The following is a 26,417-nucleotide window of genomic DNA, read 5'->3' as shown; positions in this document are numbered from 1 at the left end:
GACAGGCGCCCGCGTACCCCGCATGGTCCGAAAAGGCGGGGAAAGTGCGCCCGCGCGCATTGTCAAATAGTTCCCGACGACTTAAAAAGGAGAAATCGTCCGCACGACGGACGTTCACTTCCGCACGGAGGCCAGACTTGAACCAGTTTTCGCGCAATCTGATTCTCTGGGCGATCATCTCGTTGCTGATGGTCGTCCTGTTCAACATGTTCAATCAGCCACAGGGGACGCAGGTGCGTCTTACCTATACGGAATTCCTGCAGAAGGTCGAACGCGGCGAGGTGCTGCGCGTGACCATCCAGGGCCAGAAGCTGACGGGCGAAAGCTCCGAGGGCAAGGCGTTCCAGACCTATGCCCCGCATGATCCCGAACTGGTTTCGCGCCTCATCTCCCAGAAGGTCGAGGTGAAGGCGGAACCGCAGGAAGAAGCCCCCTGGTACATGACCCTGCTGGTTTCCTGGTTCCCCATGCTGCTGCTGATCGGCGTGTGGATATTCTTCATGCGCCAGATGCAGGGCGGCGGGGGCAAGGCCATGTCGTTCGGGCGCTCGCGCGCCCGCATGATCACGCCGGAATCGGCCCGCGTCACCTTCGAGGACGTGGCGGGCGTGGACGAGGCCAAGGAAGAACTGAGCGAAGTGGTGGAATTCCTGTCCAACCCGCGCAAGTTCACCCGCCTTGGCGGCCGCATTCCCAAGGGCGTGCTGCTGGTCGGCCCCCCCGGCACCGGCAAGACCCTGCTGGCCCGCGCCGTGGCGGGCGAGGCGGGCGTGCCGTTCTTTTCCATTTCCGGCTCCGACTTCGTGGAAATGTTCGTGGGCGTGGGCGCATCCCGCGTGCGCGACCTGTTCATGCAGGGCAAGAAGAACGCCCCCTGTCTCATCTTCATCGACGAAATCGACGCCGTGGGCCGCCAGCGCGGCGCGGGCCTTGGCGGCGGGCACGACGAGCGCGAGCAGACCCTGAACCAGTTGCTGGTGGAGATGGACGGCTTCGAATCCAACGAGGGCGTCATCCTCATCGCCGCCACCAACCGCCCCGACGTGCTGGACCCGGCGCTGCTGCGCCCCGGCCGCTTCGACCGCCAGGTGGTGGTGCCCACCCCCGACGTGCGCGGTCGCCGGCGCATCCTTGAAGTGCACACCCGCCGCACGCCCCTGGCCACCGGCGTGGAACTGGACATCATCGCCAAGGGCACGCCCGGCTTCTCGGGCGCGGACCTGGAGAACCTGGTCAACGAGGCCGCCCTGCAAGCCGCCAAGGTGGGCAAGGACACCGTGGACATGCACGACTTCGAGTACGCCAAGGACAAGGTGCTGATGGGCAAGGAGCGCCGCAGCCTGATCCTGAGCGACGAGGAAAAGCGCATCACCGCCTACCACGAGGCGGGCCACGCCCTGGCCGCCAAGCTGCTGCCCGGCTCCGACCCGGTGCACAAGGTGACCATCATCCCGCGCGGCCGCGCCCTGGGCGTGACCATGCAGCTCCCGGAAGGCGACCGCCACGGCTACTCGCGCTCGTTCCTGCTGAACAACCTGGCGCTGCTGCTGGGCGGCCGCGTGGCCGAAGAGGTGGTGTTCAACGACATCACCACCGGCGCGGGCAACGACATCGAGCGCGCCACCAAGATGGCCCGCAAGATGGTCTGCGAATGGGGCATGAGCGACGCCATCGGCCCGCTGAACATCGGCGAGCAGGGCGAAGAGGTGTTCATCGGCCGCGAATGGGCGCATTCCCGCAACTTCAGCGAGGAAACCGCCCGCCTGGTGGACGCCGAGGTCAAGCGCATCATCGACGAGGCGCGGCAGCGCTGCCGCGCCCTGCTCGAAGAAAACATCGACTCGCTGCACGCCATCGCCGGGGCGCTGCTGGAACGCGAAACCATCAGCGGCGACGACATCGACATCCTGATGCGCGGCGAACCGCTGCCGCCGGAAAAGCCCAACAACCGTCCCGGAGCCGCCCGTGCGGGGGAGCAGCCCGCGTCCGGCAGAAGCGGCGTGGCGTCTTCAACCTCCGCCGCGCAGCCCGGTCCCGCCCAGGCGGCCCAAGCGGCCCAGGCGGCCCCGACGGGCGCTGACGCCGACGCCGCCGGGCGCGACGAGTTCACGCTGGAGGCCGACGACAGCCCCGAACGCGGCGGCAGCGACGATCCCAACGGCGGGGCGGGGCGTCGATGACGACGGCGTGCGGCCACGCGCCACAGGCCATCTGGACCGTAAGGGGGGGAAGGGCGGTGACGCCCGCCCCCCCTCATCCCTTTGTGGTGTTCGGCATCGTCAACGTCACGCCCGACTCGTTCCATGACGGGGGCCGCTACGTCACCCACGAGGCGGCGGTGGCCCACGGCCTGCGCCTGGCGGCAGAGGGCGCGCACGTGCTGGACATAGGCGGCGAATCGTCGCGGCCTTATGCCGACCCGGTGCCCCTGGAAGAAGAACTGGCGCGGGTGCTGCCCGTGGTGCGCGGCATCCGCGACGGCTACGCGAGCCACGTGGCCGCCCAGCCCGTCCAGTCCGTCCAGTCCAGCTTGGCCGGTCAGGCCAGTCCGGCGGACGGTCAGCCCGGTCAGCCCCCCCGCACGGCCGGGGGCGCGCCGCTGCTTTCCGTCGATACCTACAAGGCGGGCACGGCGGCGGCGGTGCTGGACGAAGGCGTGGACATCATCAACGACATTTCCGCCTGCGCCTTCGACCCCGGCCTGCTCGACGTGGTGGCCCACTACAAGCCCGGCTACGTGCTGATGCACAGTCCGGGCCGGCCGGAAACCATGCAGGACGCCCCGGCCTACGCCAGCGTGGTGGATTCGCTGCTGGACTTCTTTCACGAAAAGATGGATGTGCTCGTGCGCGCCGGGTTGCCGGAGTCGCGCATCCTGCTCGACCCCGGCATAGGGTTCGGCAAGCTGACGGAACACAATTTCGAGATATTGCGCCATATCGAACGGCTCCACGCGCTGGGCCGCCCCGTGCTGATGGGGCTTTCCAACAAGTCGCTGTTCGGCGGACTGCTGGACCTCGGGCACGGGCAGCGGGGCGGCGCCACCCAGGTGGCCACGGCACTGCTGGCCGCGCGCGGCGTGCTCTGCCACCGCGTGCACGACGTGGCGGAAACCGTGCGCACCCTGCGCCTCACCCAAGCCATGGCCCCCGCGCCACGGACGGAGAACTGATGCTGGGCCTGGAGAACGTCACCGCCAACTGGCGCGACCTTCTGGACATCGCGCTGGTCACCGCGCTGTTCTACCGCATCATCGTCATGGTCAAGGACACGCGCGCCGTGTCGGCCATCTACGGGCTGCTGCTGCTGGTGGTCACCTACTTCGTGTCGCGCGAGCTCGGGCTGTACACGCTGGGGTGGCTGCTGGAGAGCTTCTTCGGCTCGTTGTTCCTGGTGATCATCGTGCTGTTCCAGCGGGACATCCGCCAGGCCCTCACCGACATGGGGGCGCGCAGCTTCTTCCGCAAGAAGACCACCGCCGACGACACCCTGAACGAGATCATCGGCGCCGCGCTGTACCTTGCCCAGCGCAAGATCGGCGCGCTCATCGTCATCGAGCGCAACGTGGCCCTGGGCGACATGATCGAACGCGGGGTGAAGCTGGGGGCCGCGCTCTCGCGCGAGTTGCTCATCACCATCTTCTTTCCCAAGACCCCCCTGCACGACGGCGCGGTGATCATCCGCAAGGGCGAGGTGGCGGCGGCCGCGTGCATCCTGCCCCTGGCCACCGTGGACCGGCAGGACTTCGGCACCCGGCACCGCGCGGCGCTGGGCATCACCGAGGAAAGCGACGCCGTGGCCGTGGTGGTCTCCGAAGAGCGCGGGGCCGTCACCGTGGCCGTGGGCGGCAAGCTGACCACCAGCCTCGACGCCACGCGCCTGAAGCGCGTGCTCAAGAACATCCTGGAGAAGTAGCGGTGCGTTCCAACTGGCAGTACGCCGTCATGGCCTTCGTCATGTCCGTCACCCTGTGGTACATGGTCACCGGGCGCGAACGGGTGGAAGTGGTGGGCGAGGTGCGGCTGGAATTCAAGGGCATTCCCCAAAATCTTGTGGTGCGCGAAGGGCTGGTCAACAAGGTCAGTGTGCGCGTGCGCGGCCCCAAGGGGCTGGTGCGCGTCATGAACGCCCGTGACATGAGCTACGCCATCGACCTCAGCGGGCTGAAGCGCGGCACCAACATCGTGCCCCTGACGGCCGAAAAGTTGCCCGAGGCGCGGGCCTTCGAGGTGGTGGAGATCACCCCCTCGCGGCTGACGCTGGAGGTGGACGCCATCGTCGAGAAGGACGTGCCCGTGGCCGTGGACCTCAACGGCACCATGCCCGTGGACCTGCGCATCGACAAGACCGAGGTGACCCCCGCCAGGGTGCACCTGCGCGGGCCGGAATCGCTGGTGTCGCGCATCGACAAGGTCAAGGTGGCGGTGGCCGCCCCGGCCCTGGACCAGGCGGGCACGGTGGACGTGCAGGCCACCCCGACCCTGCCCGAGGCCACGGAGTCGATGCCGCCCACAGTGTCCGTGCAATTTGTCACGGCCCTGCGCATCAAGGAAACCACCCTCAAGCGCGAGGTGGAGGTGCAGGCGCCGCACGGGCTGCGGGCCCAGGTTTCGCCGCGCACGGTCACCCTGCTGCTGGAAATGCCCGCCTCCATGGCCGCCGACGCGGAAGCGCTGCGCTCCATCCGGGTGTACGCCGAAGTGCCCGAGGGCGTCGGCCCCGGACAGGAGAAGCTGCCCGTGCGGGTGGACCTGCCGGACAGGGCGCGGCTGAAGGACATCTCGCCCGACATGGTGAACGTGACCTTCCGCAAGTAGAAAGGGCCGGAAGGACGCCGGGCGGCACATCGCGGCCCGTCCCGCCGCGTCTTCCGTTTCCGGCCCCTGCCGCGCCGTCCGCCGTGCCGTCCGCCGCCCGTCCGCAGTCCGCGCGCACCATTGAACAACCCCTGCAAATGCTGTACTGAGGCGCACCGGCGGCGCTGCCGCCAACGCAACACTCCAGAGAGGATCCGCTGATGGGCAAACGCCTGTTCGGTACCGACGGCCTGCGCGGCCAGGTGAACATCTATCCCATGACCGCCGACGTGGCCCTGCGTCTGGGCCTTGCGGCGGGCACCCACTTCCGCAACGGCCATCGCCGCCACCGGGTGGTCATCGGCAAGGACACGCGCCTTTCCGGTTACCTGTTCGAATCGGCCCTGACGGCGGGGCTGTGCGCCGCGGGCATGGATGTGTACCTGGTGGGGCCGCTGCCCACGCCCGCCATCGCCTTCCTTACCCGCAACATGCGGGCGGACCTTGGCGTGGTCATCTCCGCCTCGCACAACCCGTTCATGGACAACGGCATCAAGTTCTTCGACAAGGACGGCTTCAAGCTGCCCGACGAGACGGAGAACAAGATCACCGACATGGTGCTGGACCCCGGCTGGCAGTGGGACTACCCCGCGCCGGAACGCGTGGGCCGCGCCGCCAAGATCGAGGACTCGCCCGGCCGGTACATCGTCTACCTGAAGAACAGCTTTCCCGCGCACCTTACCCTGGACGGCATGCGCGTGGTGCTCGACTGCGCCAACGGCGCCAACTACAAGGTGGCCCCGCTGGCGCTCGAAGAACTGGGCGCGGAGGTCATCAAGATCGGCACCGAGCCCAACGGCCTGAACATCAACCACCAGTGCGGCTCGCTGTATCCGGGCGTGGCCGCGGGCAAGGTGCTGGAAACCCGCGCCGACGTGGGCCTGGCCCTGGACGGCGACGCCGACCGGCTCATCGTGGTGGACGAGAAGGGCACCGTGCTCGACGGCGACCAGATCATGGCCCTGTGCGCGGAAGACATGCTGCGGCGCGGGGCGCTGCGCAACAACACCCTTGTGGCCACGGTCATGAGCAACATGGCGCTGGAGGTGTTCATGAAGGAGCGCGGCTGCAAGCTGCTGCGCACCCCGGTGGGCGACCGCTACGTGGTCGAGGCCATGCGCCGCGAGGGCGCCAACCTTGGCGGCGAACAGTCCGGACACCTGATCTTCATGGACCACGGCACCACCGGCGACGGCCTGATGGCCGCCCTGCAGATATTGCGCATCATGCGCGAGCGCGACCGGCCCCTGTCCGAACTGGCGGGCCAGTTGCAGCTTTTCCCGCAGGAGCTTATCAATGTTCATGTGGAGCGGAAGATTCCCTTCGAACAGTGCCAGCCCGTGCTCGACGCGGTGGCCAGGGTCGAGGCGGAACTGGGCGACAGGGGCCGCGTGCTGCTGCGCTACTCGGGCACCGAGGCCGTCTGCCGCGTGATGGTGGAGGGCGAGGATTCCGAGCAGGTGCGGCATCTGGCCGGGCTGCTGGCCGAGGCGGTGCAGAAGCACCTGCGCTAGCCTCCGCAGCCTCTGCAAATGGCCCTTTCGCCCGTTGGCTGACCGGCCCCAAGGGCGCGAGGCGTGGCCGCCGGGCGCTCCCCGCGGCCATGACGCCAGCCCGCGCCGCACCCGCCTTTGCGAAGGCCGACACGACGACACATTCCAAAGGAGGACCCCATGAACATCCGCAAGGTCGTCATTCCCGTCGCCGGCTGGGGTACCCGTTCGCTTCCCGCCACCAAGAACATTCCCAAGGAAATGCTGCCGGTCTACAACAAGCCGGTGGTGCAGTACGTGGTGGAAGAGGCCATCCGTTCGGGCATCGGCGACGTGGTCTTCGTCACCAACCGCGACAAGAAGATCATCGAGGACCACTTCGACTACAACCTGCAACTGGAAGGCGTGCTGGAGCGCGCCGGAAAGACCGAAATGCTGCGGCAGGTGCGCGAGGTGGCCGAGATGGTCAACATCATCTCCATCCGCCAGAAGCAGCAACTGGGCCTTGGCCACGCGGTGCTGTGCGCCCGCGACGTGGTGCGCGACGAATCCTTCGCCGTCATGGTGGGCGACGACCTGATGTTCGGCATGACGCCGGGCATCAAGCAACTCATCGACGTGGCCGCGTCGGAACGTCTGCCCGTCATCGGGGTGATGGAAGTGCCCGCCGACAAGGTGAACCGCTACGGCATCATTTCCGGCGAGGAGTTCGCCCCCGGTATCTTCAAGGTGGGCAAGCTGGTGGAAAAGCCCAGACTGGGTGAGGCGCCCTCGCGCCTGGCCATCGTGGGCCGCTACGTGCTCACCCCGGACATCTTCCGCTGTCTGGAACAGGTCAAGCCGGGCCACGGCGGCGAAATCCAGCTCACCGACGCCCTGCAGATGCTGGCCGACGAACGGGGCCTGCTGGCCGTGAAGATTCGCGGCATGCGCTTCGACGCGGGCGACTGGGCGGAATACCTTACCGCCAACATCTATTTCGCCCTGCAGGACGAAGAACTGCGCGACGAACTGGTGCGCCAGCTCAAGCCGCTGCTGCCGTACGGCGGCGCGTAGTCCCCGGTATTCCGGAGTGTCGTGAACAAAGGCCGGGGGAGGAGTATCCGCCCCCCGGTTTTCTTCTTGTGCCTTCCCCCTCTTCATTACCCCTTGCGCCATGCCCACCAACGCCGCCCAGCCGCTTCGCGCCGTAGCGCTGCTCAGTCCGCCGTACGCCACGCTGACGTACGCCGTGCCGCCGTGGCTGCCGCCTCGGGCGTGGCGGCGCGGCACGCGGGTGGCCGTGCCGCTGGGCAACGGCGCGGTGCGCGTGGGCGTGCTGCTGGACGACGAGGCCCATGCGGCAGTGGAAGGGCGGGCGCTGCCGGAAGGGGTGGTGCCCCGGCCCATGCTGTGGCCGCTGGAGCGTGAACCGCTGCTGGACGCCGGGTACCTGGACATGGTGCGGCAACTGGCGCTGCGCCAGGCGGTGAGCGAGGGGCAGATCCTGGGCAACTTCCTGCCCGTGGGCTTGCGCACCACGCAGGTGCGGCTGCGCTTCTTCGAGGACGGCCGGGCGCGCACGCTGCGGTTCCGCGATCTCGCGCCCCTGGCCCACAAGGATCCTTCGGCGCTGCACCGGCTGGGCCGGGCCTGGATGGACGGCCGGGGCGAGGTGTTGGACAAGGCCGAGGACGCCGCCGACGCGGAGTTGTGCTCCGTGACGGCGGACCCGCCGTGGCCGGTGCGGCCTTCCGCCGTGCGCCAGGTGCAGTTGCTGGAATACCTGTGGGACAAGGGCTCGGCCAGCCGTCGTGCGGTGCTGCGCGACCTTGGCGCGGCGTCGTCCACGGCGCTGGAGGGATTGCTGAAGCGCGGGCTGGTCACGGTGACCCGGCGCGACGAGGCCGAATGCGCGTGCGACGAGGCGGCCGAGGGCGAAGGTCCGGCCTGCCTGTACGGCCCGCCCGACGTGGTCTCTGGCGCCCCCTTCGAACTGAACGCGGACCAGAACACGGCCCTGGGCGACTTTCTGGCCGCGCTGGACGGCCCGCGCGCGGAACACCGCCTGCTGTACGGGGTGACCGGCAGCGGCAAGACGGCGGTGTACCTGGACCTTGCGCGGGAATGCCTGGCGCGGGGCCGCTCGGTGATGCTGCTGGCGCCGGAGGTGGCCCTGGCCTGCAAGCTGCGCCGCGACGTGAACGAACGGTTGCCCGGCGCGCCGCTGTTCTTCTTTCACGGCTACCAGGGCCCGGCCCGGCGCGAGCGTACCTTCCGCGCCCTGGCGGCCCGGCGCGAACCGTGCCTTGTCGTGGGCACCCGCTCGGCCCTGTTCCTGCCCGCGCCCGACCTTGGCGTGGTGGTGCTGGACGAGGAGCACGACACCTCGTTCAAGCAGGACGAAGGGCTGGCCTACCAGGCCAAGGAGGTGGCCTGGTTCCGGGTGGGGCAGGGCGCGGGGCTGCTGGTGCTGGGCTCGGCCACGCCGGACGTGAAGACCTTCCATGCCATGCGCGAGGGGCGGCTGCCCATGGCGGCCCTGCCCGAGCGGGCCGGGGGCGGCACCCTGCCCGACGTGGAACTGGTGGACATCAAGGACCTTTCCTCCACCGATTCCGTGCTGGCCGCCCAGAGCGGCGCGGCCCTGCGCGAGACGGTGGAGCGCGGCGAGCAGGCGGTCATCCTGCTGAACCGGCGGGGGTACGCCCCGCTGATGTACTGCCTGGACTGCGGCGCCGTGGCCCGCTGCCCGCACTGCGACATCGGCCTTACCTACCACAAGGGGCGCGAACGGCTGGTGTGCCACTACTGCGGCCATGCGGTGCCGTACCCGGCCACCTGCCCCAACTGCAAGTGCATGCACTACCTGCCCATGGGCGAGGGCACGGAAAAGCTGGAGGAAACCCTGGCGGCCCTGCTGCCCGCCGGGGGCAAGGTGCTGCGGCTGGACCGCGACTCCACCCGGCGACCGGGAAGGATGGAGGAAATCCTGGGGGCCTTCGCCCGGCGCGAGGCGCAGGTGCTGGTGGGCACCCAGATGCTGTCCAAGGGGCACCATTTTCCGGACGTGACCCTGGCCGTGGTGGCGGACGGCGACCTTGGCCTGAATCTGCCGGACTACCGCGCGGCGGAGCGCACCTTCCAACTGCTCGTGCAGTCGGCCGGACGGGCCGGGCGCGGCGAAAAGCCGGGCCGGGTGCTCATCCAGACCCGCGATCCTTCCCACTACTGCTGGAACTTCGTGCGCACGGCCGACTACGAGGGCTTCTACACCCACGAGATTGCCATCCGCCAGCGGCGCAGGTACCCTCCGTTCGTGCGGCTGGCGCTGGTGCGCATCAGCTATCCCATGGATTTCGCGGGCGGGCCCGAGGAATTGGCCCGCTTCGCCAACGCGGTGCGCGCCCAGGGGCGCGAGCGCGGCGTGCAGGTGCTGGGGCCCGCGCCTTCGCCGCTGCCGCTGCTGCGCGGGCGCAAGCGCTTCCAGTGCCTGCTGAAAGCCGACGACTGGCCGAGCATCCGCTCGTTGTTCGGGGCGGCGGGGGCCGCGCCGGGCACCGGCCATCTGCGCATTTCGCTGGACCTGGATCCCGTCAACATGCTGTAGGGGCTGTCTCTAAATTGTCTTTTCGCCCGTTGGCTACGTCAAACTTCACCTGCCATATCGGTCGAATACGAGAAGAGTATGCTCCCTCATGGCAGGCTCGTTTTCCTTGCCAACGAACGAAAATCCTAATTTGGAAACAGCCCCTAACCCGCGCCCGCGCGCGGCCCCCAGGATACCGCCATGATCATCGTCGTGCGCAAGTGCAGCGACTGTCCCTTCTGTAGTCAGGGCGAACCCGCCCGCTGCAACCTGTCCACCCCCAAGCACCGTCCCCTGGACCCCGCGCAGGACCGTCCCTCGTGGTGTCCGCTACGGCGCGAGCAGGCTATCGTCCGCGAGGCGTCGTAGGGGGAAGCGCCCGGACTGGCGGCGCACCAGGGGGCGGATGCGCATTCCGGCGTTGCGCGAGGTGCCGCGTCCGGCTAAGATGTATGCGAAGGCCGCTCGTCCTGACGGCGGCCGGCCATTCCACCAGGTACACCGGGCGGGGGAAGCATCGGGGCACACGGGGTAGCTATGAGCAATGCCGACATCCTCATCCTAGTGGTGGATGATGAAGAGATGGTGCGCGAGAACCTCGAGGCGTACCTCGAGGACGAAGGGTTCCGGGTGGTCACGGCGGGCAGCGGCGAAGACGCGCTGGATCTGCTGGAGGGCCATCGGCCCGACGTGGGCATCATCGACATGCGACTGCCGGGAATGAGCGGCAACGATTTCATCATCCGCGCCCATCAGGTGCTGCCTTCGTTGCGCTATCTGATCCACACCGGCTCGACCAACTACAAGCTGCCGCCGGAACTCATCGCCATCGGCGTGGAGCGCGCCGACATCTACATCAAGCCGCTCCAGAACATGGACGATCTGGTGCAGGGCATCTTCCGCCGCCTTTCCGCGCCGGAGCGTGCATGAACCATCTTGGCCGCCGTCCTGCCCCGTGCCCGCCCGCCCACGCGGAGGCAGGCCGTCGCGGTACGCGGCGGGTGATCCTCCGTGCGCTGCCGGACGCGGCTGCCGCACCGGGCCGCGCGGCGGAGCGAGGGGGACGCCATGCCTGAGCGCAACGTCCCCGCCCCCCCTGCGGTCCCTACCCCTCCTGCGCTCCCTGCGCCCCCTGCGGTAGTCGTCATCGACGACGACACGGTGGTGCGGCGCAGCATCACCGCCTACCTCGAAGACCTGGGCTACGACGTGCACGAGGGCACCGACGGCCGCACCGGCCTTGAACTGGTGCGCGCGGTGCAGCCGGACGCCGTGCTGGTGGACCTGCGCATGCCCGGCATCGACGGGCTGGACGTGCTGCGCGAACTGACGGCCGAGCGGCCGGACATGCCCACCATCGTGGTGTCCGGCACCGGGGTCATGCAGGACGCCATAGAGGCGGTGCGCCGCGGCGCGTGGGATTTCATCCTCAAGCCCATCATGGACCTGGACGTACTGGGCCACCGGGTGCGCCTGGCCATCGAGCAGGGGCGGCTGCGCGCCGAGAACCGCCGCTACAACGAACGCCTGGCCGAAGAAGTGGCCCTGCGCACCCGGGAACTGGAGCAGGCCCGGGTGGAGGCGGAATCGGCCAACCGCGCCAAGACCCAGTTCCTCGCCAACATCAGCCACGAACTGCGCACCCCGCTCAACGGCATCATCGGGCTTACCGAACTGCTGCTGGCCGCCGGACCCGCCGGCGAACAGGAAGAGTGCCTGGGCATGGTGCGCCAGGCAGGGCTGGATCTGCTGGCCATCGTCAACAATCTGCTGGACATGTCCAGCATCGAGGCCGGGCGCATCGCCCTCAACGAGGCCCCGTTCAACCTGCGCGAGACCGTGGGCGACCTGATCCGCGTGCTGGACGTGCAGGCCCGCTGGAAGAACCTGACCCTGGTCTGCGACGTGTCGCCCGAGGTGCCCGACCGGCTGGTGGGCGACGCGGCCCGGCTGCGCCAGGTGCTGACCAACCTGGTCATCAACGGCATCAAGTACACCGAGGTGGGCGGGGTTTCCCTGTCCGTTGAACTGGACGGCGGTCGACAGGACGCGCCCGCCGCCGCTGGCGTCCGTTCCGGGCACCCGTCGGGCTCGGTGGCGTTGCGCGTCACCGTGGAGGACACCGGGGTGGGCATCGCGCCCGAAAAGTGGGAGCGCATCTTCGAGCCGTTCACCCTGGCCGAGAATTTCCTGACCAAGAAGTACGGCGGCGCCGGACTTGGCCTTGCCATTTCGCGCGAGATAGCGCGGATGATGGGGGGCGACATCGCGGTACGCAGCCAGGAGGGCGCGGGCAGCACCTTCGTGCTGACCATGCGCTTCGCCGTGGGCGAATCGGCCGCCCCCCGCCCGCGCGACGCCAGCCTGCCGGTGATCCGTGGCGTGAGCCGGCGGCTGCGCATCATGGTGGCCGAGGACGACGTGATCAACCGCAAGCTGGCGGTCTATTTCTTCGAGCGCATGGGCCACGACGTCATCACCGTGTCCAGCGGCATCGAGGTGTTGGCCGGGCTGGAGCGCGAATCCTGCGACCTCTTGCTGATGGACATCCAGATGCCCGAGATGGACGGGCTGGAGACGGTGCGGGCGCTGCGCGGCCGCAGGGGCGGCCAGGTCCGGGTGCCGGTCATCGCCATGACCGCCCATGCCATGGCCGGGGACCGGGAGCGGTTCCTGGCCGAGGGCATGGACGGCTACGTCTCCAAGCCCGTGGATTTCGGCTGCCTGGTGGCCGAGATAGAGAACGTGCTTGGCGCGCGGGGCCTGCTGGATACGCCGCTGGACGGGCCGGAATAACGGAACACTGCCTGTCACGCATGACGCGTGCATGGCGCACGCGTGCCGGGGGCGCGGGGAACGGACGACGGGTCCGGGCTCCGCGCCCCCGGTGCGTTCCGCGCGTGGCGGGCGCGGCAGGAGACGACGCGGGGCCGGGAGTGCAGCGCCACCGTGCCTGGCGCGAGCGCCACTTCCGCCGTGTTTCCGAGGTGTTTCCGAATGGTTGCAAATCGTTGACGAATCGTATAGCTAAAACCGATTGTGCTTAAGGGGTGCCGTGCCCCGGTTCGTGCGTTCGGCCGCTGGCCGAGAGGGAACGCGCGGGGGAACGGCAATCGTCATTCTGCCTGAAAACGTCGGAACGTTCCGTGTGTTCTCCCTTGGACGGGTTGCCGCGCCGGGGGACTCTCTTCGCGCGTGTGCATCGTTTGGCGGCAGGCATACAAAACATCTAGGGGAGATCCATGAAGCGACTGAAATCGTTGGCTGTGTCATGTCTGCTGGTGTGCACCGCCCTGGCGGGCACCGCGCAGGCCGAAGGCTTCGCCCTGTACGAATGGGGGGCGCGCGGCAACGCGCTGGCCGGCACCATGGTGGCCCGCAAGCCCGATGCTTCCGCCGTGGCCTACAACCCGGCCCTGATGACCCAGCTGGAAGGCACCCATGTGATGGCCGGCGTCAGCGCCATCATCCCCAGCGCCAAGGTGGACGTGAACTACGGCGGCCGGACCTACACCGGCGAAGGCGCCGACAACGTGTGGACGCCGCCGCACGGCTACCTGACCACCCAGCTCAAGGACAACCTGTGGCTGGGCATGGGCATCTACACCCGCTTCGGCCTGGGCACGGAATACGACGACAACAATTGGGCCGGCCGCTACAACATCTACAACGCCGAAATCCAGACCATCTCCTACAACCCCAACGTCGCGTTCAAGCTCACCGACAAGCTGTCCGCCGCCGTCGGGGTCGAGTTCATGACCCTGAAGCTGAACATGGACAAGAAGAGCGACCCGGCGGCGGCGATGGGCGTGCCTGGCAGCAACAACCCGGGCGACAATTCCCGCGATATCGATTCCAACCTCGAAGCCGACAGCTACGGCTGGGGGCTCACCGCTGGCCTGCACTATCAGTTCAACGACCAATGGGCCGCTGGTGTGAGCTACAAGAGCCAGATCGAACAGGAAGCGCGCGGGGAGAACAGCTTCACCCTGAGCCCCGTTGCCCAAATGATTCCTGGTGTGCCCGGCGCATACGCCGACTGCGACGTGAAGGGCTCCGTGACCCTGCCCGACATGATCGCCTTCGGCGTGTCCTACACCCCGATTCCCGAACTGAGCATCGAAGTGGGCGCGCTGCTGACCCGCTGGTCGCTGTACGACAACCTGCCCATCTACCACGAAGCGCCCTTCAATAACGGTGCCGGCAGACTCGTCAACCAGGAGAAGGATTGGCGCGACGCGTGGCGCTACAGCATCGGCGTGGAATATGCGGCCACCCCGTGGATGGACCTGCGCGCCGGTTTCACCTACGACGAATCCCCGGCTCGCAACGGCAAGATCGACTACCTGATCCCCACCGACGACCGCCAGTTGTACAGCGTGGGTACCGGCTTCCATTGGGACAGCTACACCGTGGACCTGTCCTACACCTACATCGTGGCTTCCGACGCGGAATACGACAACCAGGGCGGCGGCATCTACGAGGGCTCCTCGCGCGACGGCCGCACCCACGTGTTCGGCCTTTCGCTGGGCTACAAGTTTTAGGTCCGGCCTTTCCTCGCATGCACGGGGCCGCTCCTTCCGGGGCGGCCCTTTTGCGTTTCTGGCGTGGCGTGCAGGCCGGGCGCGGCAAGGGGATGGAGGGCTGGGTGCCCGCTGGTGGAGGCGTCCCGATCCATGGTGAGTAGGCGAGGTGAGGGCTGCGGGAGGGGAAGACACGGCGGGTATGGGTTCGTACAGGGGATCCCGCCAATGCGGCAGGCAGGTGAGTGCCGGACCGTTGCGCCCCATCCGTGGCCTTCCGGTGCGTTTTCCGAGGCCCGCATCCTCGGTGCCGTCCCGGGCTTGTGGGGAGGAACAGGTCTGGTCCGCTCACCAGAGGGCATGCAAAAGGGCCCGCGCCATCCGGCGCAGGCCCTTGCAATCAGGCAGGGTGAAGGCAGGGGGCTAGAAGGTGCCCGCTTCCTTCTTCACGTCGAGGGCGATCTTCCACAGCACGGAAAGCACCATCAGGCCGATGGCATAGATGCCCACGGTGACGATGATTTCCGGGAAGGTGGGCGCGTACTCGGTCACCGTCTCGAAGGGGTTGGGGGTAAAGCCGCCGATCAGCAGGCCCAGGCCCTTGTCGATCCAGCTGGCGATGACCAGGATGCCCAGCGCCCACGGCAGCACGCGCTCGTTGTCGCGGATCTGCGGGGGAATGAGCAGGCACAGCGACAGGATGGCCAGCACGGCGGCCGTCCACATCCAGCCCACCACCCACGAGGCGTGGCCGTCGTGGCCCACGAACAGGAAGGTGAGCGGATGCTGGTGGCCCGGCATGCCGCTGTAGAAGGCCGTGAACACTTCCAGCAGGAAGAAGAACACGTTGATGGCCATGGCGTAGGTGATGATCTTGGTCAGGGTCTGGATGGCTTCGCGGCCCGGATCGAACCCGGTCAGGCGGCGCAGCGCGATGACCAGCAGCAGCAGGATGGCCGGACCGGAGGCGAAGGCCGAGGACAGGAAGCGGGCGGCCATGATGGCCGTCAGCCAGTAGTGGCGGCCGGGCAGGCCCGCGTACAGGAAGGCTGTGACGGTGTGGATGGAGAACGCCCACACCACCGACAGGTAGATGAAGAACTTGATCCACTTGGGCGGGTCGACATCGTGGCGCTCGGCTTCAAGGGTGACCCAGCCGACCAGCGCGTTGATGAACAGGTACCCCATCAGCACCATCATGTCGTAGAACATGATGGAGTTCGGCGTGGGGTGCAGGATGACGTTCAGCATGCGCTGCGGCTGCCCCATGTCGGTGACGATGAAGAGCATGCACATCAGCACGGCCGAGATCGCCATGAACTCGCCGAGGATGATCATCTTCTTGAACTTCTTGTAGTGATGGAAGTAGGCGGGCAGCACCAGCATGACGGCCGAGGCCGCCACGCCGACGAAGTAGGTGAACTGCGAGATGTACAGCCCCCACGAGACGTCGCGGCTCATGCCGGTGATGGTCAGCCCGTATTTCAGCTGGAAGATGTACGCGAAGACGCCCAGGCTCGCGATGCCGCCAAGGAAGAGCAGCCAGATGTAGAACGCCGGGGAGCCTTTCAGAACCTTCTCGATCATGGCTTCTCCTCCTACACGATGTAGTAGACGCCGGGCTGGGTCCCGATGGAGGGCTTGCGGCGAATGCTGAAGTTCTCGGCAAGGGCCTTGCGCACCGGCGAGTTCGGGTCGTCGAGGTCGCCGAACAGGATGGCCCCGTTCGAGGCTTCGACGCAGGCGGGTTGCAGGCCCACCTCAAGCCGCTCCGAGCAGAAGGTGCACTTTTCCACCACGCCGCGCATGCGGGTGGGGAAGGCGGGGTTCACGTCCTTCAGGTAGGGGCGCGGATCGCCGAAGTTGAAGCTGCGCGCGCCGTACGGACACCCGGCCATGCAGAAGCGGCAGCCGATGCAGCGGTGGTAGTCCATGACCACGATGCCGTCGGCGCGCTTGAAGGTGGCCTTGGTGGGGCACACGCGCACGCACGGCGGGTTCTCGCAGTGGTTGCACAGCAGCAGGTAGTCCTTTTCGCGCACGGCGGGGGACAGGTGCTGGCTCATGTCGTCGGTGAACACCCGGTCGTACTTGTCGGTCCAGATCCACTTGATTTCCTGCTTGTTGGGAATCGAGGGGACGTTGTGGACCGTGTGGCAGGCGTGGATGATGCGCTCGAAGTCCTCGCGCGATTCCAGCTTGCGGGTGTCGATGACCATGGCCCAGCGCTTGGCGGCCAAGTGCTTTTCGCCCACTTCGTATTTGGCGCCGGGCATGTCCTTGGCGGCGGCGTCGGCCACGTCCAGCGCGGACGCCGCGCCAAGGCCGAACACGGAAAGCCCGGCGATCTTCAGGAATTGTCTTCTGGTGGTGCTCATTACTGGTTCCCCCTCGGCGCCACATGGCAATCCCAGCAGTAGGGGCTCACGCTGTTGGTGTTGTGGCACTTGTCGCAGAAATCGGCCTTGTTGGCGTGACACTTCATGCAGGTGTTCTGCAGGCTGATGTCCCAGACCTTGCCGTTGGAGGCGACATAGGCGCGCTTGCCTTCGCGCAGGGCCTGGTCGCGCCACACGTCGAGGATGTGCATGTGCTCGGCGCGCATGTATTCGGCCGGTTCGATGCATTCCTTCTGGCCGGCGGGCAGGGCCAGCTGAGGACGCTCGTACTTGGGCGTCAGCAGGTTGGACCAGAAGGGAAAGGTGAACAGCCCGACGAAGATCACGATGCCGGGGATGATGTATTTGCCGTTATACATGGTTATTCATCCTCCATACCGGGCAGTTCTTCCTGCCGCAGGTCCATGGTGCGCTTCTGTTCGCCGCGCATCACGAGGGCGTTGGCCACCAGCTCGTGGGTACCGTAGACCGTGACGCCGGGTGCCCAGTAGTTGGCCAGCGGGGGCAGGGTGGCCCGGTCGATGGCGCAGATGCAGGCCATGGTGTTCACGCCGTGCTTCTGCTGCACGTACCGCAGGGCATTGCCGCGGGGCAGGCCGCCGCGCATGCGGATTTCCATGATTTCGTCGGTGTTCAGGCCGGAACCGCCGCCGCAGCAGAAGGTCTGCTCGCGGATGGTGTTCTCGGGCATGTCCACGTAGTTGTTGCACACGTTCCTGAGCACGTAGCGGGGTTCCTCGAGCAGGCCCATGCCGCGCGCCGGGTTGCACGAGTCGTGGAAGGTCACGGTCAGGTGGTCGTTGCGGCTGGGGTCGAGGCGCAGCTTGTTGTGCTTGATGAGGTCCGCCGTGAACTCGGCGATGTGCACCATCTTGGTCGACGCCGCGTTCTTGAACACCGTGCCGGTGATGGGCGACCTGGGCGTTTCCATCTTGGGCGGAGTGGGGCCGTTGAAGGTGTCCATGTACTGGTGCACCACGCGCCACATGTGGCCGCATTCGCCGCCGAGGATCCACTTGGACCCAAGGCGCTCGGCTTCGGCGTACATCTTGGCGTTCAGCTTCTTCGCCATGTCGAAGGTGGTGAACGAGCCGAAGTTGCCGCCTTCCGAGGCGTAGGTGGACAGGGTGTAGTCCAGCCCGATTTCGTGGAACAGCATCAGGTAGCCCATGAACGTGTAGATGCCGGGGTCGGCGAACACGTCGCCCGAGGGCGTGATGAACACGATCTCGTGGCCCTTTTCGTTGAAGGGCGGGTTGATCTTGATGCCGGTCACCGTCTCGATGTCCTCGCAGAGGAACTCGACGATTTCCTTGAAGGCGTGCGGCTGGATGCCAAGGTGGTTGCCGGTGCGGTTGCAGTTGAACACCGGCTCCATGATCCAGTGGATGCCGAGGCCCAGTTCGTGCAGCAGCTCGCGCGCGATGGCGGTGATTTCCGCCGTGTCGATGCCGTAGGGGCAGAACAGCGAGCAGCGGCGGCATTCGGTGCACTGGTAGAAGTAGTAGAACCACTCCTTGATGACGTCCTTGTCCAGCTTGCGGGCGCCGGCCAGCTTGCCCAGCAGCCTGCCGGCGGTGGTGAAGTCGCGGCGGTACACCGAACGCAGCAGTTCGGCGCGCAATACGGGCATGTTCTTGGGGTCGCCCGTGCCGATGAAGAAGTGACACTTGTCGGCGCAGGCGCCGCAACGCACGCAGATGTCCATGAAGACCTTGAGCGAGCGGTGCTTGGCCAGGCGTTCCTTGAGGCCCTCGTAGATGATCTCTTCCCAGTTCTCCGGCAGGTTCCAGTCTTCCTGGTCGGCCGACCACTCGTGCGGGTTCGGCATGCCGAGGGCCTTCATGTTTTCGACCTTGGCCGGGTAGCACCACGTGCCGGGCTTGAACTCCGGCTTGGTGTCCATCCACCCTTCCATGGGGAAGGCGGGGATGGTCGCGATCAGCTTGTCGGGAGTTGGCAGTTTGGACATGTCGGCTCCTTACTCGGCGGCAGCGGCTTCTTCAGAGGTTTTGTCGACAGGCAGCCCCGCCTCTTCCATCAGTTCCCGGAACTCGTCCTCGTATTCCGCGTAGGTGCGGTACTTCTTGGGCGGGTTCCAGGGGTTCACGTGGCGCACCGCGCGCGTGTTGTTGGGCAGGTTGCGCGTGGGGCTGAGGAAGACGCCGCCCATGTGCATCAGCTTGCTGAACGGGAAGTACGCAAGCAGGCACGAGAGCAGGAAGATGTGGATGAAGAACGCCGCGCCGATGCCTTCGGGCAGCACGGGATTCATGGTGACGAGGCCCATGGTCAGCACCTTGACCGCGGCGATGTCCACCTTGGCGAAGTAGCGCATCCAGATGCCGCTGCCCACGAGGCCCAGCAGCAGGAACAGCGGGAAGTAGTCGTTGGCCAGCGAGATGTAGCGGATCTTCTCGCTGAACAGGCGGCGGGCCAGCAGGAAGCCCAGGGCGGCCACCACCAGCACGTCGGACATGAACATGCGGGGCACGCCGATCTGCATGATGCCGTCAACGAATTCGATGGCCGTCAGGGCGAAGGGCACCGGCTCGAGGAAGAACCGGAAATGCCGGATGAAGATGAGCAGGAAACAGTAGTGGAACAGCAGCGCGAAAAGCCACAGCCACTTGGCCGAATAGTAGACCACGCGCGGGCCTTTCTGGATTTCGACCGAAGTGTTCCGGAAAAGCGACCGGAACAGCAGCACTTCGAGAAGCATGCGCCCCACGGTGCCGGCGGTGGTGAAGGGACTGTCGAGCCGGGCGGGCTTGATCCAGTCCAGCGACTTCTGCTGGCCGCCCGTGGTCGGGATGCGGAAGGGCACGGGCGACTTGGCCCAGTCCACGATCCGCCAGACGAAACCGCCGATGAACACGAGCACCGCGGCATACGGCAACACCACCCCGATAAGGTACTGGAAGCCTGAGGCAGCTCCCAGCCAGGCGATGCAACCCAGCGCAATGACCGCTAAAAGTGAAATGAACATTCCGTTACCTCGCTGCTAGGCTATCGGTTTCTGCGTGTCCGGTTCCCCTACCGGCTTGTCCAATATACGTTCAGCCCTGCGCAGGAGCTGGGCGTATCCACGTTTGAAGTCGTCCACCTTCATCATGTGCAGGCGTTCGCGGCAGGCGGCGTACTTGCCGAAGGCCAGGAGCGCCACGGTGTCGATGCGCGATTCCACCTCCAGCTGGGCGTCGTGCAGCCCGTGCTGCACGATGGCGGACCGCAGCATCTGGCGGATCACCGTCTTCAGCACGAACAGCACGCCCACGGCCTGCTCGGGGGTGAAGTTCTGGATGGCCCGGATGCGGATGACATCCTCTATGGCCTCGGAAAGGCGGGCGTCGTCCACGTCGTCGCCGGCCACGGCGTCGAAGATGACCACCGCGGAGGCCGCCGTGGTGTGCCCCACGGGATTGGAGAACTGGTCCCTGCTGCTGCGCAGGAACCCGACGGTGTCAAACGGATAGGTGCCGTACATGGCGTCTATCCATTTGTGGATGATGGCGTCCTTGTGCTCGACGAGCAGGTCCCGGATGGTCATGTGAACTCTTTGCCGTTGTGGTTGGCGGGCACGCCTCTGGCGGCGCACCCCCCTATACGGCGTTTTTTCCGCTTTGTCCAAGCGAAAAGGGGGGATGCGACGCCTCCCCGGGCAGACCCCGTGCACGGCGCGCGCGGGTGTGATGTCTGAAAAAATGATTTTTTTCACATAGTCTGAAACACCCGAAACGTCAACAAATCATGCAGGTTCTGATTGATTGATCAATCTGTATGCCGTTCCGTAAGAATAGGGGATGCCCAGGCCCATGCGCCCGGCCCGTGCACGGCCTGTGGCGCGTGCCCGGGGTATGGGAAGGTCGAGGGCGGCGAGGCCCGCGTGAAACCTAGTCGCAGGTGGCGTTGCTGGCGGGCGTCTGCCCGCACCCCGCGAAGTCGTTGCTCAGGAACGGCAGGGCGGAGTCCTGCCCGGCGCCTGGCCCCGTGACTGACCCGACGCCCGGACCGGCCGCGGGCTTGCCGCCCTGGCCCTGCACCGGCCCCTGCACCGGGGAGGACGGTCCCTGCTGGGGGGCGGCGGGACGCGAGGCCGGGGACGGCGATGCGCCGTCCGCTGCGTGGCCGAAGGGCAGGCGGGGCATGCCCGACATGAGCATCACGGGCAGCCGGTCCGCGCCGGTGGACAGCACGCGGGCCTTGTTGCGCAGCAGCTTCCAGCGCAGGCGGGCCTGCTCGAACAGGGACATGGCGGGGGCGGGCGGCGTTTCCACCACCTTGCGCAGGGCCTCGGCCACGGGCGTGCCCTGTTCGACGTCACGCCGCATCTGCTCGATGGCCGGGATGTCGTCGTCGTTTTCGGCCACCGGGCGGTAGGCCACGGTGTCCGGGGCGGCGTTGGCCAGGGCGGCGATGGCCTGGCGGCAGGCCGGGCACGACGGAGAGAAGTACAGGGTGACGGGGGCGTTTTCCGGCCCCTGGAGGTTCCATGCCCCCATGCGCTCGGTGGCCAGGGCCGTCCCGTTGGCGAAGAACAGGCCGCCCCATGCCAGAAGCAGGATGGAGATGCGCTGCTGCCGGTCGCGGCGCGGTTCGGCGGGAATGGCCACGAAGGCGCCCGCGATGAGCGCGGCCACCACCAGGCAGGCCGCGCAGGGGGCGGTAAGGGCCATCAGGGCCAGCAGCGCCGTGTCCGCCGCCAGCATCAGCCAGACGAACCCGCGCGCGGCGCCCTGCTTGCCGAAGATGCAGAACAGGGCTAGGAGCGAGAACGCCCCGGTGCCGTACCACCACAGGGGCAGCCCCAATACCGTGAGGTTGCTGTACAGCGAGCAGCCGGTGCTGACGCACAGCGACTCGGACGGGGCGATGGCGGCCCAGGTGCAGAAGACCGCGCCCAGCGCGGCGAGCAGAAAGCCGCCCCAGATGGAGGCGGAACGATTGGACGCGAGCATGTCTCGAATCTCCAGTGCGGGTCTTGCGTAAGGCCAGCCCGAGGCGATGCGATAGTATGCGGTAAACAGGCACAGGTAAAGACCCGTCCCCATGAGCCCCATGATTCCATTGAAGGACCTGATGCGGCGGTTCGCCGGTATCCGTTCGGGGTGGTCCGACGCAGGACCGGACGCCGTGCCCGATGCGGGGCACGACGGCCTGGCCGACGCAGCGGATGCTTTGGCAGGTGATTCGGCTGACCATGCAGCGTGCGGCGCACGGGGCAATGTATCGGACGGCGCACTGGCCGATGCGCTGGCCGATGCGCCATCCCCCGAAGTGGCCTGGCCCCCCCGGCACGACGTGCGCACCAGCCCGCGCGTCCGGCGGGTGCGGCTGCGCATCGTGCCCCGGCGCGGGCTGGAAGTGGTGGTGCCGCCCGGCTTCAGCGCCACGCGCATACCGGAAGTGCTGGAACGGCACCGGACGTGGATTGTGCGCGCCCTGCTGCGGGCCGGGCTGGCCGAACCAGTGCCCGGTCTCGTGCCGGATTCGGCGCAGGGGCCGCAGGAGCACTCCGGCGGCGGGGTGTTTCTCGGGCCGCACGGCATCCGCAGCGTGCCCGCCGAGGTGGTCCTGCCCGCCGTGCAGGCCCGCTATGCCGTGATCCGCGCGCCCCTTGCGCCGGGCATGCGCCCGGAACTGCGCGAGGTGGAGGCCGCCCTGCGTCTGCGCGTGCCCGATGGCGGTGCGGGCGACGGCGTGGCCGTGGACCTCCTGCGCGACTGGCTGCGCGCCGTGGCCCGGCGGCGGCTGGCCCCGTGGCTGCACGGGCTGGCCGTGGAGCACGGTTTCCGCTACCAGCGCTGCGTGGTGCGCATGCAGCAGACCCGTTGGGGCAGCTGTTCCGCTCGGGGCACCATCAGTTGCAACGCCAGCCTGCTGTTCCTGCCACGCGACCTGGCCCGCCACGTGCTGTTGCACGAGCTTTGCCATACCGTGCACCTGGACCATTCCCCCCGTTTCCACGACCTGCTGGCCAGGGTGGACCCCGATGCCGCCCAGTGGCGCGAAGGGCTGCGCTCGGGCTGGTCGCATGTGCCGTGGTGGGCCCGGTAGGGGCCACGGCATTCTGCTTTTGCCCGCATGAATGAAACATGGCCGCCCCGGAGTTCTTCCGGCGCGGCCATGCTGCTGTTGCGGAAACATCCACTCGAACTGTTTCCCAATATTCCCCGCGAGCATCCGCAAAAAAGGGAGGCGCCTTGCGGCGCCTCCCCGATGTAGCGAGCGTTGAAGCGGCCGGGGCCTACTTCATCACGGAGCCGGAAGCGGCCTGCTGCATCTTGACCTCGACCTTTTCGGTCAGGCCTTCGTAGTAGGCGCGCAGGATTTCCAGCACTTCGTCGCGGCCGAAGTGGTCGGCGACGGGGGCGCCGTCGGACAGGGCCTTGCGCAGCTTGGTGCCGGACAGGATGACGCGGTCTTCCTTGCCGTGCGGGCAGGTGCGCAGGGAGGCCATGCCGTCGCACTTGTAGCAGTAGAAGGTCCAGTCGATCTTCAGCGGGGTGCAGATCAGGGCCTTGCCGGGTTCGGGGCAGGCTTCGTTGACGTAGGGGATCTTGTCGAAGATGGTCTGGGCTTCGAACATGCCGTAGAAGTCGCCCACGCCGGCGTGGTCACGGCCGATGATCATGCGGTTGATGCCGTAGTTCTGGCGGAAGGTGGCGTGCAGCAGGCCTTCGCGGGGACCGGCGTAGCGCATGTCCAGCGGGTAGCCGGCCTGGATGACGTTCTGCTTCACGAAGTACTTTTCGACCAGGGTGTCGATGCACTTCACGCGCACTTCGGCGGGGATGTCGCCGGGCTTCAGGGTGCCCACCAGGGAGTGGATGACCACGCCGTCGCACACTTCGATGGCGATCTTGGCCAGGAATTCGTGCGAGCGGTGCATGGGGTTGCGCAGCTGCAGGGCGGCGACGTTGGCCCAGCCGCGTTCTTCCATTTCGGCGCGCAGTTCGGCGGGGCGCTTGTACACGCCGGCGAACTTCACGGGGAAGTCACCTTCGGACAGCACCTTGACGGGGCCCGCGACGTTGAATTCCTTCTGTTCCATGACCATCTTCACGCCGGGGTGGTCTTCGAGCGCCACTTCCCAGAACTTCTGGGAGTCGGGGCCGTCGCCCTTGAAGACGAGTTCGCATTCCCACTTCTTGTCGGCTTCGGTCATTTCGTAGAGTTCTTCGATCTTCATGGTGGCGAAGGTTTCGCCCTTGCGTACCAGGGCCACTTCGTCACCGGCCTTGATGGCGGCGGCGTCTTCCTTGGAGATGTCGAGGGTCACCGGCACGGGCCAGAAGGTGCCGTCGGCGGTGGTCATCTTTTCGCAGACGCTCTTCCAGTCGGCCTTCTTCATGAAGCCGTTCAGCGGAGAGAAGCCGCCGATGCCCATCATGATGAGGTCGCCCTTGGCGCGCGAGCTGATTTCGATCTGCTTCAGACCGGCGGCCTTCTTGAGTTCGGCTTCGCGGGCGGCACCTTCGAGCAGGCAGCAGACGAGGCCCTTACCACCATGAGGGGGAACCAGCTTGGACATACCTTCCATCCTCCAAATGAATGAATGTGTTGTTGCCATGGCGCGCCGCTTCGGGGGCGGCGCCGAACGAAAAAAAGCTGTTCTCGTGAGAGAAGCGGGCGGAAGCGGCGGTGCATTCGGGAGTGCATGTCGCCGTTCACGAATCCCTCTTGTGAAATATTTTACATAATGTCAAGCGGCAAATGGCGGAAAAGCGGCAGGTCATTGCTTTTGCCCGGCCAGGTCCGCGATCCGTGCGGCGCGGGGCGCGGAAACGAAGGCGCCGGGGGCTGCTGCGGATCGTTGCGTCCACGTTGGAACGGCGCGCGGGGCGACCTAGTGCGCGAACGCGTGGCGTCGTGATGCGCGGGGCGGGGGCGCCCCTCGTGCGGGCGCATCCGCCGTGCATCCCCGGTTGCGGTGTGCCGGGTTTGTAGTCGGGTGAAATCGCGCCCGAAAGGCGGAGTCCTCCAGGCCGGTCCGGCGGGCTGGCGAGAGCGGCCGGAAGGGATAGTGACCGGCTGGCCGCCGAAAGTGACGAATGTCCACCATTCTGGTTGTGATAAAATGACCAAGGACTGCGCGGTCAATGGAGCGTCCGGTTTCGTGTGCAGCGTGTCACAGGGGGGCGGGCCGCCGGAATCCGGCCGTTCCGGGTGCATCCTTACAGATATATTCCCGTTGCGGGGCGCGGCCGGGGGCAGGGGGCACGGTTCCCACCCGCGCGAAGGGGCGGGATTCCGGACCAGAGCACGCCTCCGCTGCGGGCATGACGCCACGCCCCGGCGATCCGTTGGCCAACCATGGCGCAACAGCGTGAGTGTGTTTGGGGGGGGGCGGAAGGCGTGGGCATCCGTCCGGCACCGTCCGATACGGCGGGCACAGCCCGGCGCTGTCTGCGCCGACGTGTGGCGCCCGGGGTTTTGCATGGAAAAAACTTGTCCATCGGTGGGAAAAGGGGTACAGAAATTGGGTTCAGGACCATGGTGGGCGATTTTGCGGGGATGCTTGGCTGCTGGAACCCCGCCCCACCGGAGCGCTTGCGGCGCGTCCGGTAGCCCGTGTGACCGTGCGTTCGGCGTGAACCTGCCCGTAGGTGATCGGGCGGGCTCCGTATCATGTTGCTTGACAACGGTCAGGCGCTGGGCTATGCCCATGCGCCTTTACCGATTGTTTCCGATCCACTTTCACGGAGGAGCAGAATGCCCACTATCAACCAGCTCATTCGCAAAGAGCGCAAGGCAGTGCTGAAGCGGAAGAAGACCCCCGCTCTCCAGGCCTGCCCGCAGCGCCGTGGCGTGTGCACCCGCGTGTACACCACCACCCCGAAGAAGCCCAACTCCGCCTTGCGTAAGGTTGCCCGCGTGCGCCTCACCAACGGTATCGAAGTTACCGCCTACATTCCCGGTGAAGGCCACAACCTGCAGGAACACTCGGTCGTCATGATCCGCGGCGGCCGCGTGAAAGACTTGCCCGGTGTCCGCTACCACATCGTGCGCGGCACCCTCGACACTGCCGGCGTGCAGGACCGTCGCCAGGGCCGTTCCAAGTACGGCGCCAAGCGTCCCAAATAGCAAGGGAGTATTTCGATGCCTCGTAAAGGTCCCGTCCCCAGACGTGAAATTCTGCCCGATCCGGTGTACAATAGCCGGCTGGCCGCCCGTTTCATCAACCGCCTGATGTACGACGGCAAGAAGGGCGTTGCGGAAAAGCTGTTCTACAAGTCGCTCGAAACCCTGGGCGAAAAGACCGGCGAAGAACCCCTGAAGGCGTTCGAGCGCGCCGTCGAATCCGTGAAGCCGCACCTGGAAGTGAAGGCCCGCCGCGTGGGCGGCGCCACCTACCAGGTGCCCATGGACGTGCGCCCCGACCGTCAGGTCTCGCTGGCCATCCGCTGGCTGATCAACTACGCCCGTTCGCGTGGCGAGAAGGGCATGTCCGCGAAGCTTTCCGCCGAACTTATCGATGCCTTCAACAGTCGCGGCGGCGCCGTGAAGAAGAAGGAAGACACCCACCGCATGGCCGAAGCCAACAAGGCCTTCGCCCATTACCGCTGGTAGGGCGC

Annotated in this window: 22 protein-coding genes; 14 read left to right on the top strand and 8 right to left on the bottom strand. The window is 66.8% G+C overall.

Annotated elements, in window-relative coordinates:
* Positions 1–137 precede the first annotated feature (137 nt).
* The 11 genes from ftsH to V6B97_RS12895 all read left to right on the top strand — a co-directional run bounded on the left by ftsH (position 138) and on the right by V6B97_RS12895 (position 14,461).
* Positions 138–2,180 carry an ATP-dependent zinc metalloprotease FtsH gene (gene ftsH / locus V6B97_RS12945; protein WP_333506926.1) on the top strand — a complete coding sequence of 681 codons (2,043 nt, stop codon included), beginning with the start codon at positions 138–140 and terminating at the stop codon, positions 2,178–2,180.
* Entirely contained in the window at positions 2,177–3,172 is a 996-nt protein-coding gene (gene folP / locus V6B97_RS12940; protein ID WP_333506925.1) for a dihydropteroate synthase, read from the top strand. Before ftsH ends, folP begins: the two co-directional genes overlap by 4 nt.
* Complete coding sequence (gene cdaA, locus V6B97_RS12935) at positions 3,172–3,915, top strand: diadenylate cyclase CdaA (RefSeq protein ID WP_007520992.1); 744 nt, start codon at positions 3,172–3,174, stop codon at positions 3,913–3,915. Before folP ends, cdaA begins: the two co-directional genes overlap by 1 nt.
* A gap of 2 nt (positions 3,916–3,917) precedes the next feature.
* Positions 3,918–4,817 carry a CdaR family protein gene (locus tag V6B97_RS12930; protein WP_333506924.1) on the top strand — a complete coding sequence of 300 codons (900 nt, stop codon included), beginning with the start codon at positions 3,918–3,920 and terminating at the stop codon, positions 4,815–4,817.
* 200 nt (positions 4,818–5,017) lie between these two features.
* Positions 5,018–6,370: a phosphoglucosamine mutase gene (glmM, locus tag V6B97_RS12925; RefSeq protein ID WP_333506923.1), complete on the top strand. Its 1,353-nt coding sequence runs from the start codon at positions 5,018–5,020 to the stop codon at positions 6,368–6,370.
* Positions 6,371–6,529: 159 nt separating this feature from the next.
* Positions 6,530–7,405: a UTP--glucose-1-phosphate uridylyltransferase GalU gene (galU, locus tag V6B97_RS12920; RefSeq protein ID WP_333506922.1), complete on the top strand. Its 876-nt coding sequence runs from the start codon at positions 6,530–6,532 to the stop codon at positions 7,403–7,405.
* A 100-nt stretch (positions 7,406–7,505) separates the two neighbouring features.
* Complete coding sequence (gene priA, locus V6B97_RS12915; RefSeq protein WP_333506921.1) at positions 7,506–9,938, top strand: replication restart helicase PriA; 2,433 nt, start codon at positions 7,506–7,508, stop codon at positions 9,936–9,938.
* Positions 9,939–10,118: 180 nt separating this feature from the next.
* Positions 10,119–10,286: a hypothetical protein gene (locus tag V6B97_RS12910; protein ID WP_007520997.1), complete on the top strand. Its 168-nt coding sequence runs from the start codon at positions 10,119–10,121 to the stop codon at positions 10,284–10,286.
* A 168-nt stretch (positions 10,287–10,454) separates the two neighbouring features.
* Complete coding sequence (locus V6B97_RS12905; RefSeq protein ID WP_333506920.1) at positions 10,455–10,847, top strand: response regulator; 393 nt, start codon at positions 10,455–10,457, stop codon at positions 10,845–10,847.
* Positions 10,848–10,985: 138 nt separating this feature from the next.
* On the top strand, positions 10,986–12,713 hold the full coding sequence (locus V6B97_RS12900; RefSeq protein WP_333506919.1) for a response regulator: 1,728 nt from the start codon (positions 10,986–10,988) through the stop codon (positions 12,711–12,713).
* A gap of 446 nt (positions 12,714–13,159) precedes the next feature.
* Positions 13,160–14,461, top strand: coding sequence for an OmpP1/FadL family transporter (locus V6B97_RS12895; protein WP_333506918.1), 1,302 nt, complete (start codon positions 13,160–13,162; stop codon positions 14,459–14,461).
* A gap of 402 nt (positions 14,462–14,863) precedes the next feature.
* Here V6B97_RS12895 and dsrP read toward each other — a convergent pair whose 3' ends face one another.
* From dsrP to V6B97_RS12860, 7 genes are all read right to left on the bottom strand, one after another.
* Positions 14,864–16,027, bottom strand: a complete 1,164-nt coding sequence (gene dsrP / locus V6B97_RS12890) for a sulfate reduction electron transfer complex DsrMKJOP subunit DsrP (protein WP_333506917.1) — start codon at positions 16,025–16,027, stop codon at positions 14,864–14,866.
* Positions 16,028–16,038: 11 nt separating this feature from the next.
* Positions 16,039–16,818, bottom strand: coding sequence for a sulfate reduction electron transfer complex DsrMKJOP subunit DsrO (dsrO, locus tag V6B97_RS12885; RefSeq protein WP_333506916.1), 780 nt, complete (start codon positions 16,816–16,818; stop codon positions 16,039–16,041).
* Complete coding sequence (gene dsrJ, locus V6B97_RS12880) at positions 16,818–17,198, bottom strand: sulfate reduction electron transfer complex DsrMKJOP subunit DsrJ (protein ID WP_333506915.1); 381 nt, start codon at positions 17,196–17,198, stop codon at positions 16,818–16,820. The genes dsrO and dsrJ overlap by 1 nt, the downstream gene beginning before the upstream one ends.
* 2 nt (positions 17,199–17,200) lie before the next feature.
* Positions 17,201–18,811, bottom strand: coding sequence for a sulfate reduction electron transfer complex DsrMKJOP subunit DsrK (dsrK, locus tag V6B97_RS12875; protein ID WP_333506914.1), 1,611 nt, complete (start codon positions 18,809–18,811; stop codon positions 17,201–17,203).
* 9 nt (positions 18,812–18,820) lie between these two features.
* Positions 18,821–19,828 (bottom strand): sulfate reduction electron transfer complex DsrMKJOP subunit DsrM, encoded by a 1,008-nt coding sequence (gene dsrM, locus V6B97_RS12870; RefSeq protein WP_333506913.1) that lies wholly within the window; start codon positions 19,826–19,828, stop codon positions 18,821–18,823.
* Positions 19,829–19,843: 15 nt separating this feature from the next.
* On the bottom strand, positions 19,844–20,389 hold the full coding sequence (locus V6B97_RS12865) for an RsbRD N-terminal domain-containing protein (protein ID WP_333506912.1): 546 nt from the start codon (positions 20,387–20,389) through the stop codon (positions 19,844–19,846).
* A 343-nt stretch (positions 20,390–20,732) separates the two neighbouring features.
* Positions 20,733–21,797 carry a hypothetical protein gene (locus tag V6B97_RS12860; RefSeq protein WP_333506911.1) on the bottom strand — a complete coding sequence of 355 codons (1,065 nt, stop codon included), beginning with the start codon at positions 21,795–21,797 and terminating at the stop codon, positions 20,733–20,735.
* A gap of 100 nt (positions 21,798–21,897) precedes the next feature.
* On the opposite strand from V6B97_RS12860, the gene V6B97_RS12855 reads away from it, so the two are divergent.
* Entirely contained in the window at positions 21,898–22,896 is a 999-nt protein-coding gene (locus V6B97_RS12855; RefSeq protein WP_333506910.1) for a M48 family metallopeptidase, read from the top strand.
* A gap of 190 nt (positions 22,897–23,086) precedes the next feature.
* Here V6B97_RS12855 and sat read toward each other — a convergent pair whose 3' ends face one another.
* Positions 23,087–24,373 carry a sulfate adenylyltransferase gene (gene sat / locus V6B97_RS12850; protein ID WP_333506909.1) on the bottom strand — a complete coding sequence of 429 codons (1,287 nt, stop codon included), beginning with the start codon at positions 24,371–24,373 and terminating at the stop codon, positions 23,087–23,089.
* A 1,181-nt stretch (positions 24,374–25,554) separates the two neighbouring features.
* Between sat and rpsL the strand changes: the two genes are divergently transcribed.
* Together rpsL and rpsG are read left to right on the top strand one after the other, a co-directional pair.
* Positions 25,555–25,926, top strand: a complete 372-nt coding sequence (gene rpsL, locus V6B97_RS12845; RefSeq protein WP_007521010.1) for a 30S ribosomal protein S12 — start codon at positions 25,555–25,557, stop codon at positions 25,924–25,926.
* A 15-nt stretch (positions 25,927–25,941) separates the two neighbouring features.
* A complete protein-coding gene (rpsG, locus tag V6B97_RS12840; RefSeq protein WP_012611244.1) occupies positions 25,942–26,412 on the top strand; it encodes a 30S ribosomal protein S7 in 471 nt (156 codons plus the stop codon).
* The last annotated feature ends 5 nt before the right edge of the window (positions 26,413–26,417 follow it).

It is taken from the genome of Nitratidesulfovibrio sp. 1201_IL3209 (genome assembly GCF_036763125.1).
GTDB lineage: Bacteria > Desulfobacterota > Desulfovibrionia > Desulfovibrionales > Desulfovibrionaceae > Cupidesulfovibrio.
The sequence above is the reverse complement of the archived record's forward strand: the minus strand, read 5'-3'. Positions and strand labels throughout refer to the sequence as shown.

What these genes read in the sequence shown, in the direction of transcription:
- folP (WP_333506925.1), top strand. Translation starts at nt 2,177, where the DNA reads ATGACGACGGCGTGCGGCCACGCGCCACAGGCCATCTGGACCGTAAGG.
- cdaA (WP_007520992.1), top strand. Translation starts at nt 3,172, where the DNA reads ATGCTGGGCCTGGAGAACGTCACCGCCAACTGGCGCGACCTTCTGGAC.
- glmM (WP_333506923.1), top strand. Translation starts at nt 5,018, where the DNA reads ATGGGCAAACGCCTGTTCGGTACCGACGGCCTGCGCGGCCAGGTGAAC.
- galU (WP_333506922.1), top strand. Translation starts at nt 6,530, where the DNA reads ATGAACATCCGCAAGGTCGTCATTCCCGTCGCCGGCTGGGGTACCCGT.
- priA (WP_333506921.1), top strand. Translation starts at nt 7,506, where the DNA reads ATGCCCACCAACGCCGCCCAGCCGCTTCGCGCCGTAGCGCTGCTCAGT.
- V6B97_RS12910 (WP_007520997.1), top strand. Translation starts at nt 10,119, where the DNA reads ATGATCATCGTCGTGCGCAAGTGCAGCGACTGTCCCTTCTGTAGTCAG.
- V6B97_RS12905 (WP_333506920.1), top strand. Translation starts at nt 10,455, where the DNA reads ATGAGCAATGCCGACATCCTCATCCTAGTGGTGGATGATGAAGAGATG.
- V6B97_RS12900 (WP_333506919.1), top strand. Translation starts at nt 10,986, where the DNA reads ATGCCTGAGCGCAACGTCCCCGCCCCCCCTGCGGTCCCTACCCCTCCT.
- V6B97_RS12895 (WP_333506918.1), top strand. Translation starts at nt 13,160, where the DNA reads ATGAAGCGACTGAAATCGTTGGCTGTGTCATGTCTGCTGGTGTGCACC.
- dsrP (WP_333506917.1), bottom strand. Translation starts at nt 16,027, where the DNA reads ATGATCGAGAAGGTTCTGAAAGGCTCCCCGGCGTTCTACATCTGGCTG.
- dsrO (WP_333506916.1), bottom strand. Translation starts at nt 16,818, where the DNA reads ATGAGCACCACCAGAAGACAATTCCTGAAGATCGCCGGGCTTTCCGTG.
- dsrJ (WP_333506915.1), bottom strand. Translation starts at nt 17,198, where the DNA reads ATGTATAACGGCAAATACATCATCCCCGGCATCGTGATCTTCGTCGGG.
- dsrK (WP_333506914.1), bottom strand. Translation starts at nt 18,811, where the DNA reads ATGTCCAAACTGCCAACTCCCGACAAGCTGATCGCGACCATCCCCGCC.
- dsrM (WP_333506913.1), bottom strand. Translation starts at nt 19,828, where the DNA reads ATGTTCATTTCACTTTTAGCGGTCATTGCGCTGGGTTGCATCGCCTGG.
- V6B97_RS12865 (WP_333506912.1), bottom strand. Translation starts at nt 20,389, where the DNA reads ATGACCATCCGGGACCTGCTCGTCGAGCACAAGGACGCCATCATCCAC.
- V6B97_RS12860 (WP_333506911.1), bottom strand. Translation starts at nt 21,797, where the DNA reads ATGCTCGCGTCCAATCGTTCCGCCTCCATCTGGGGCGGCTTTCTGCTC.
- V6B97_RS12855 (WP_333506910.1), top strand. Translation starts at nt 21,898, where the DNA reads ATGATTCCATTGAAGGACCTGATGCGGCGGTTCGCCGGTATCCGTTCG.
- sat (WP_333506909.1), bottom strand. Translation starts at nt 24,373, where the DNA reads ATGTCCAAGCTGGTTCCCCCTCATGGTGGTAAGGGCCTCGTCTGCTGC.
- rpsL (WP_007521010.1), top strand. Translation starts at nt 25,555, where the DNA reads ATGCCCACTATCAACCAGCTCATTCGCAAAGAGCGCAAGGCAGTGCTG.
- rpsG (WP_012611244.1), top strand. Translation starts at nt 25,942, where the DNA reads ATGCCTCGTAAAGGTCCCGTCCCCAGACGTGAAATTCTGCCCGATCCG.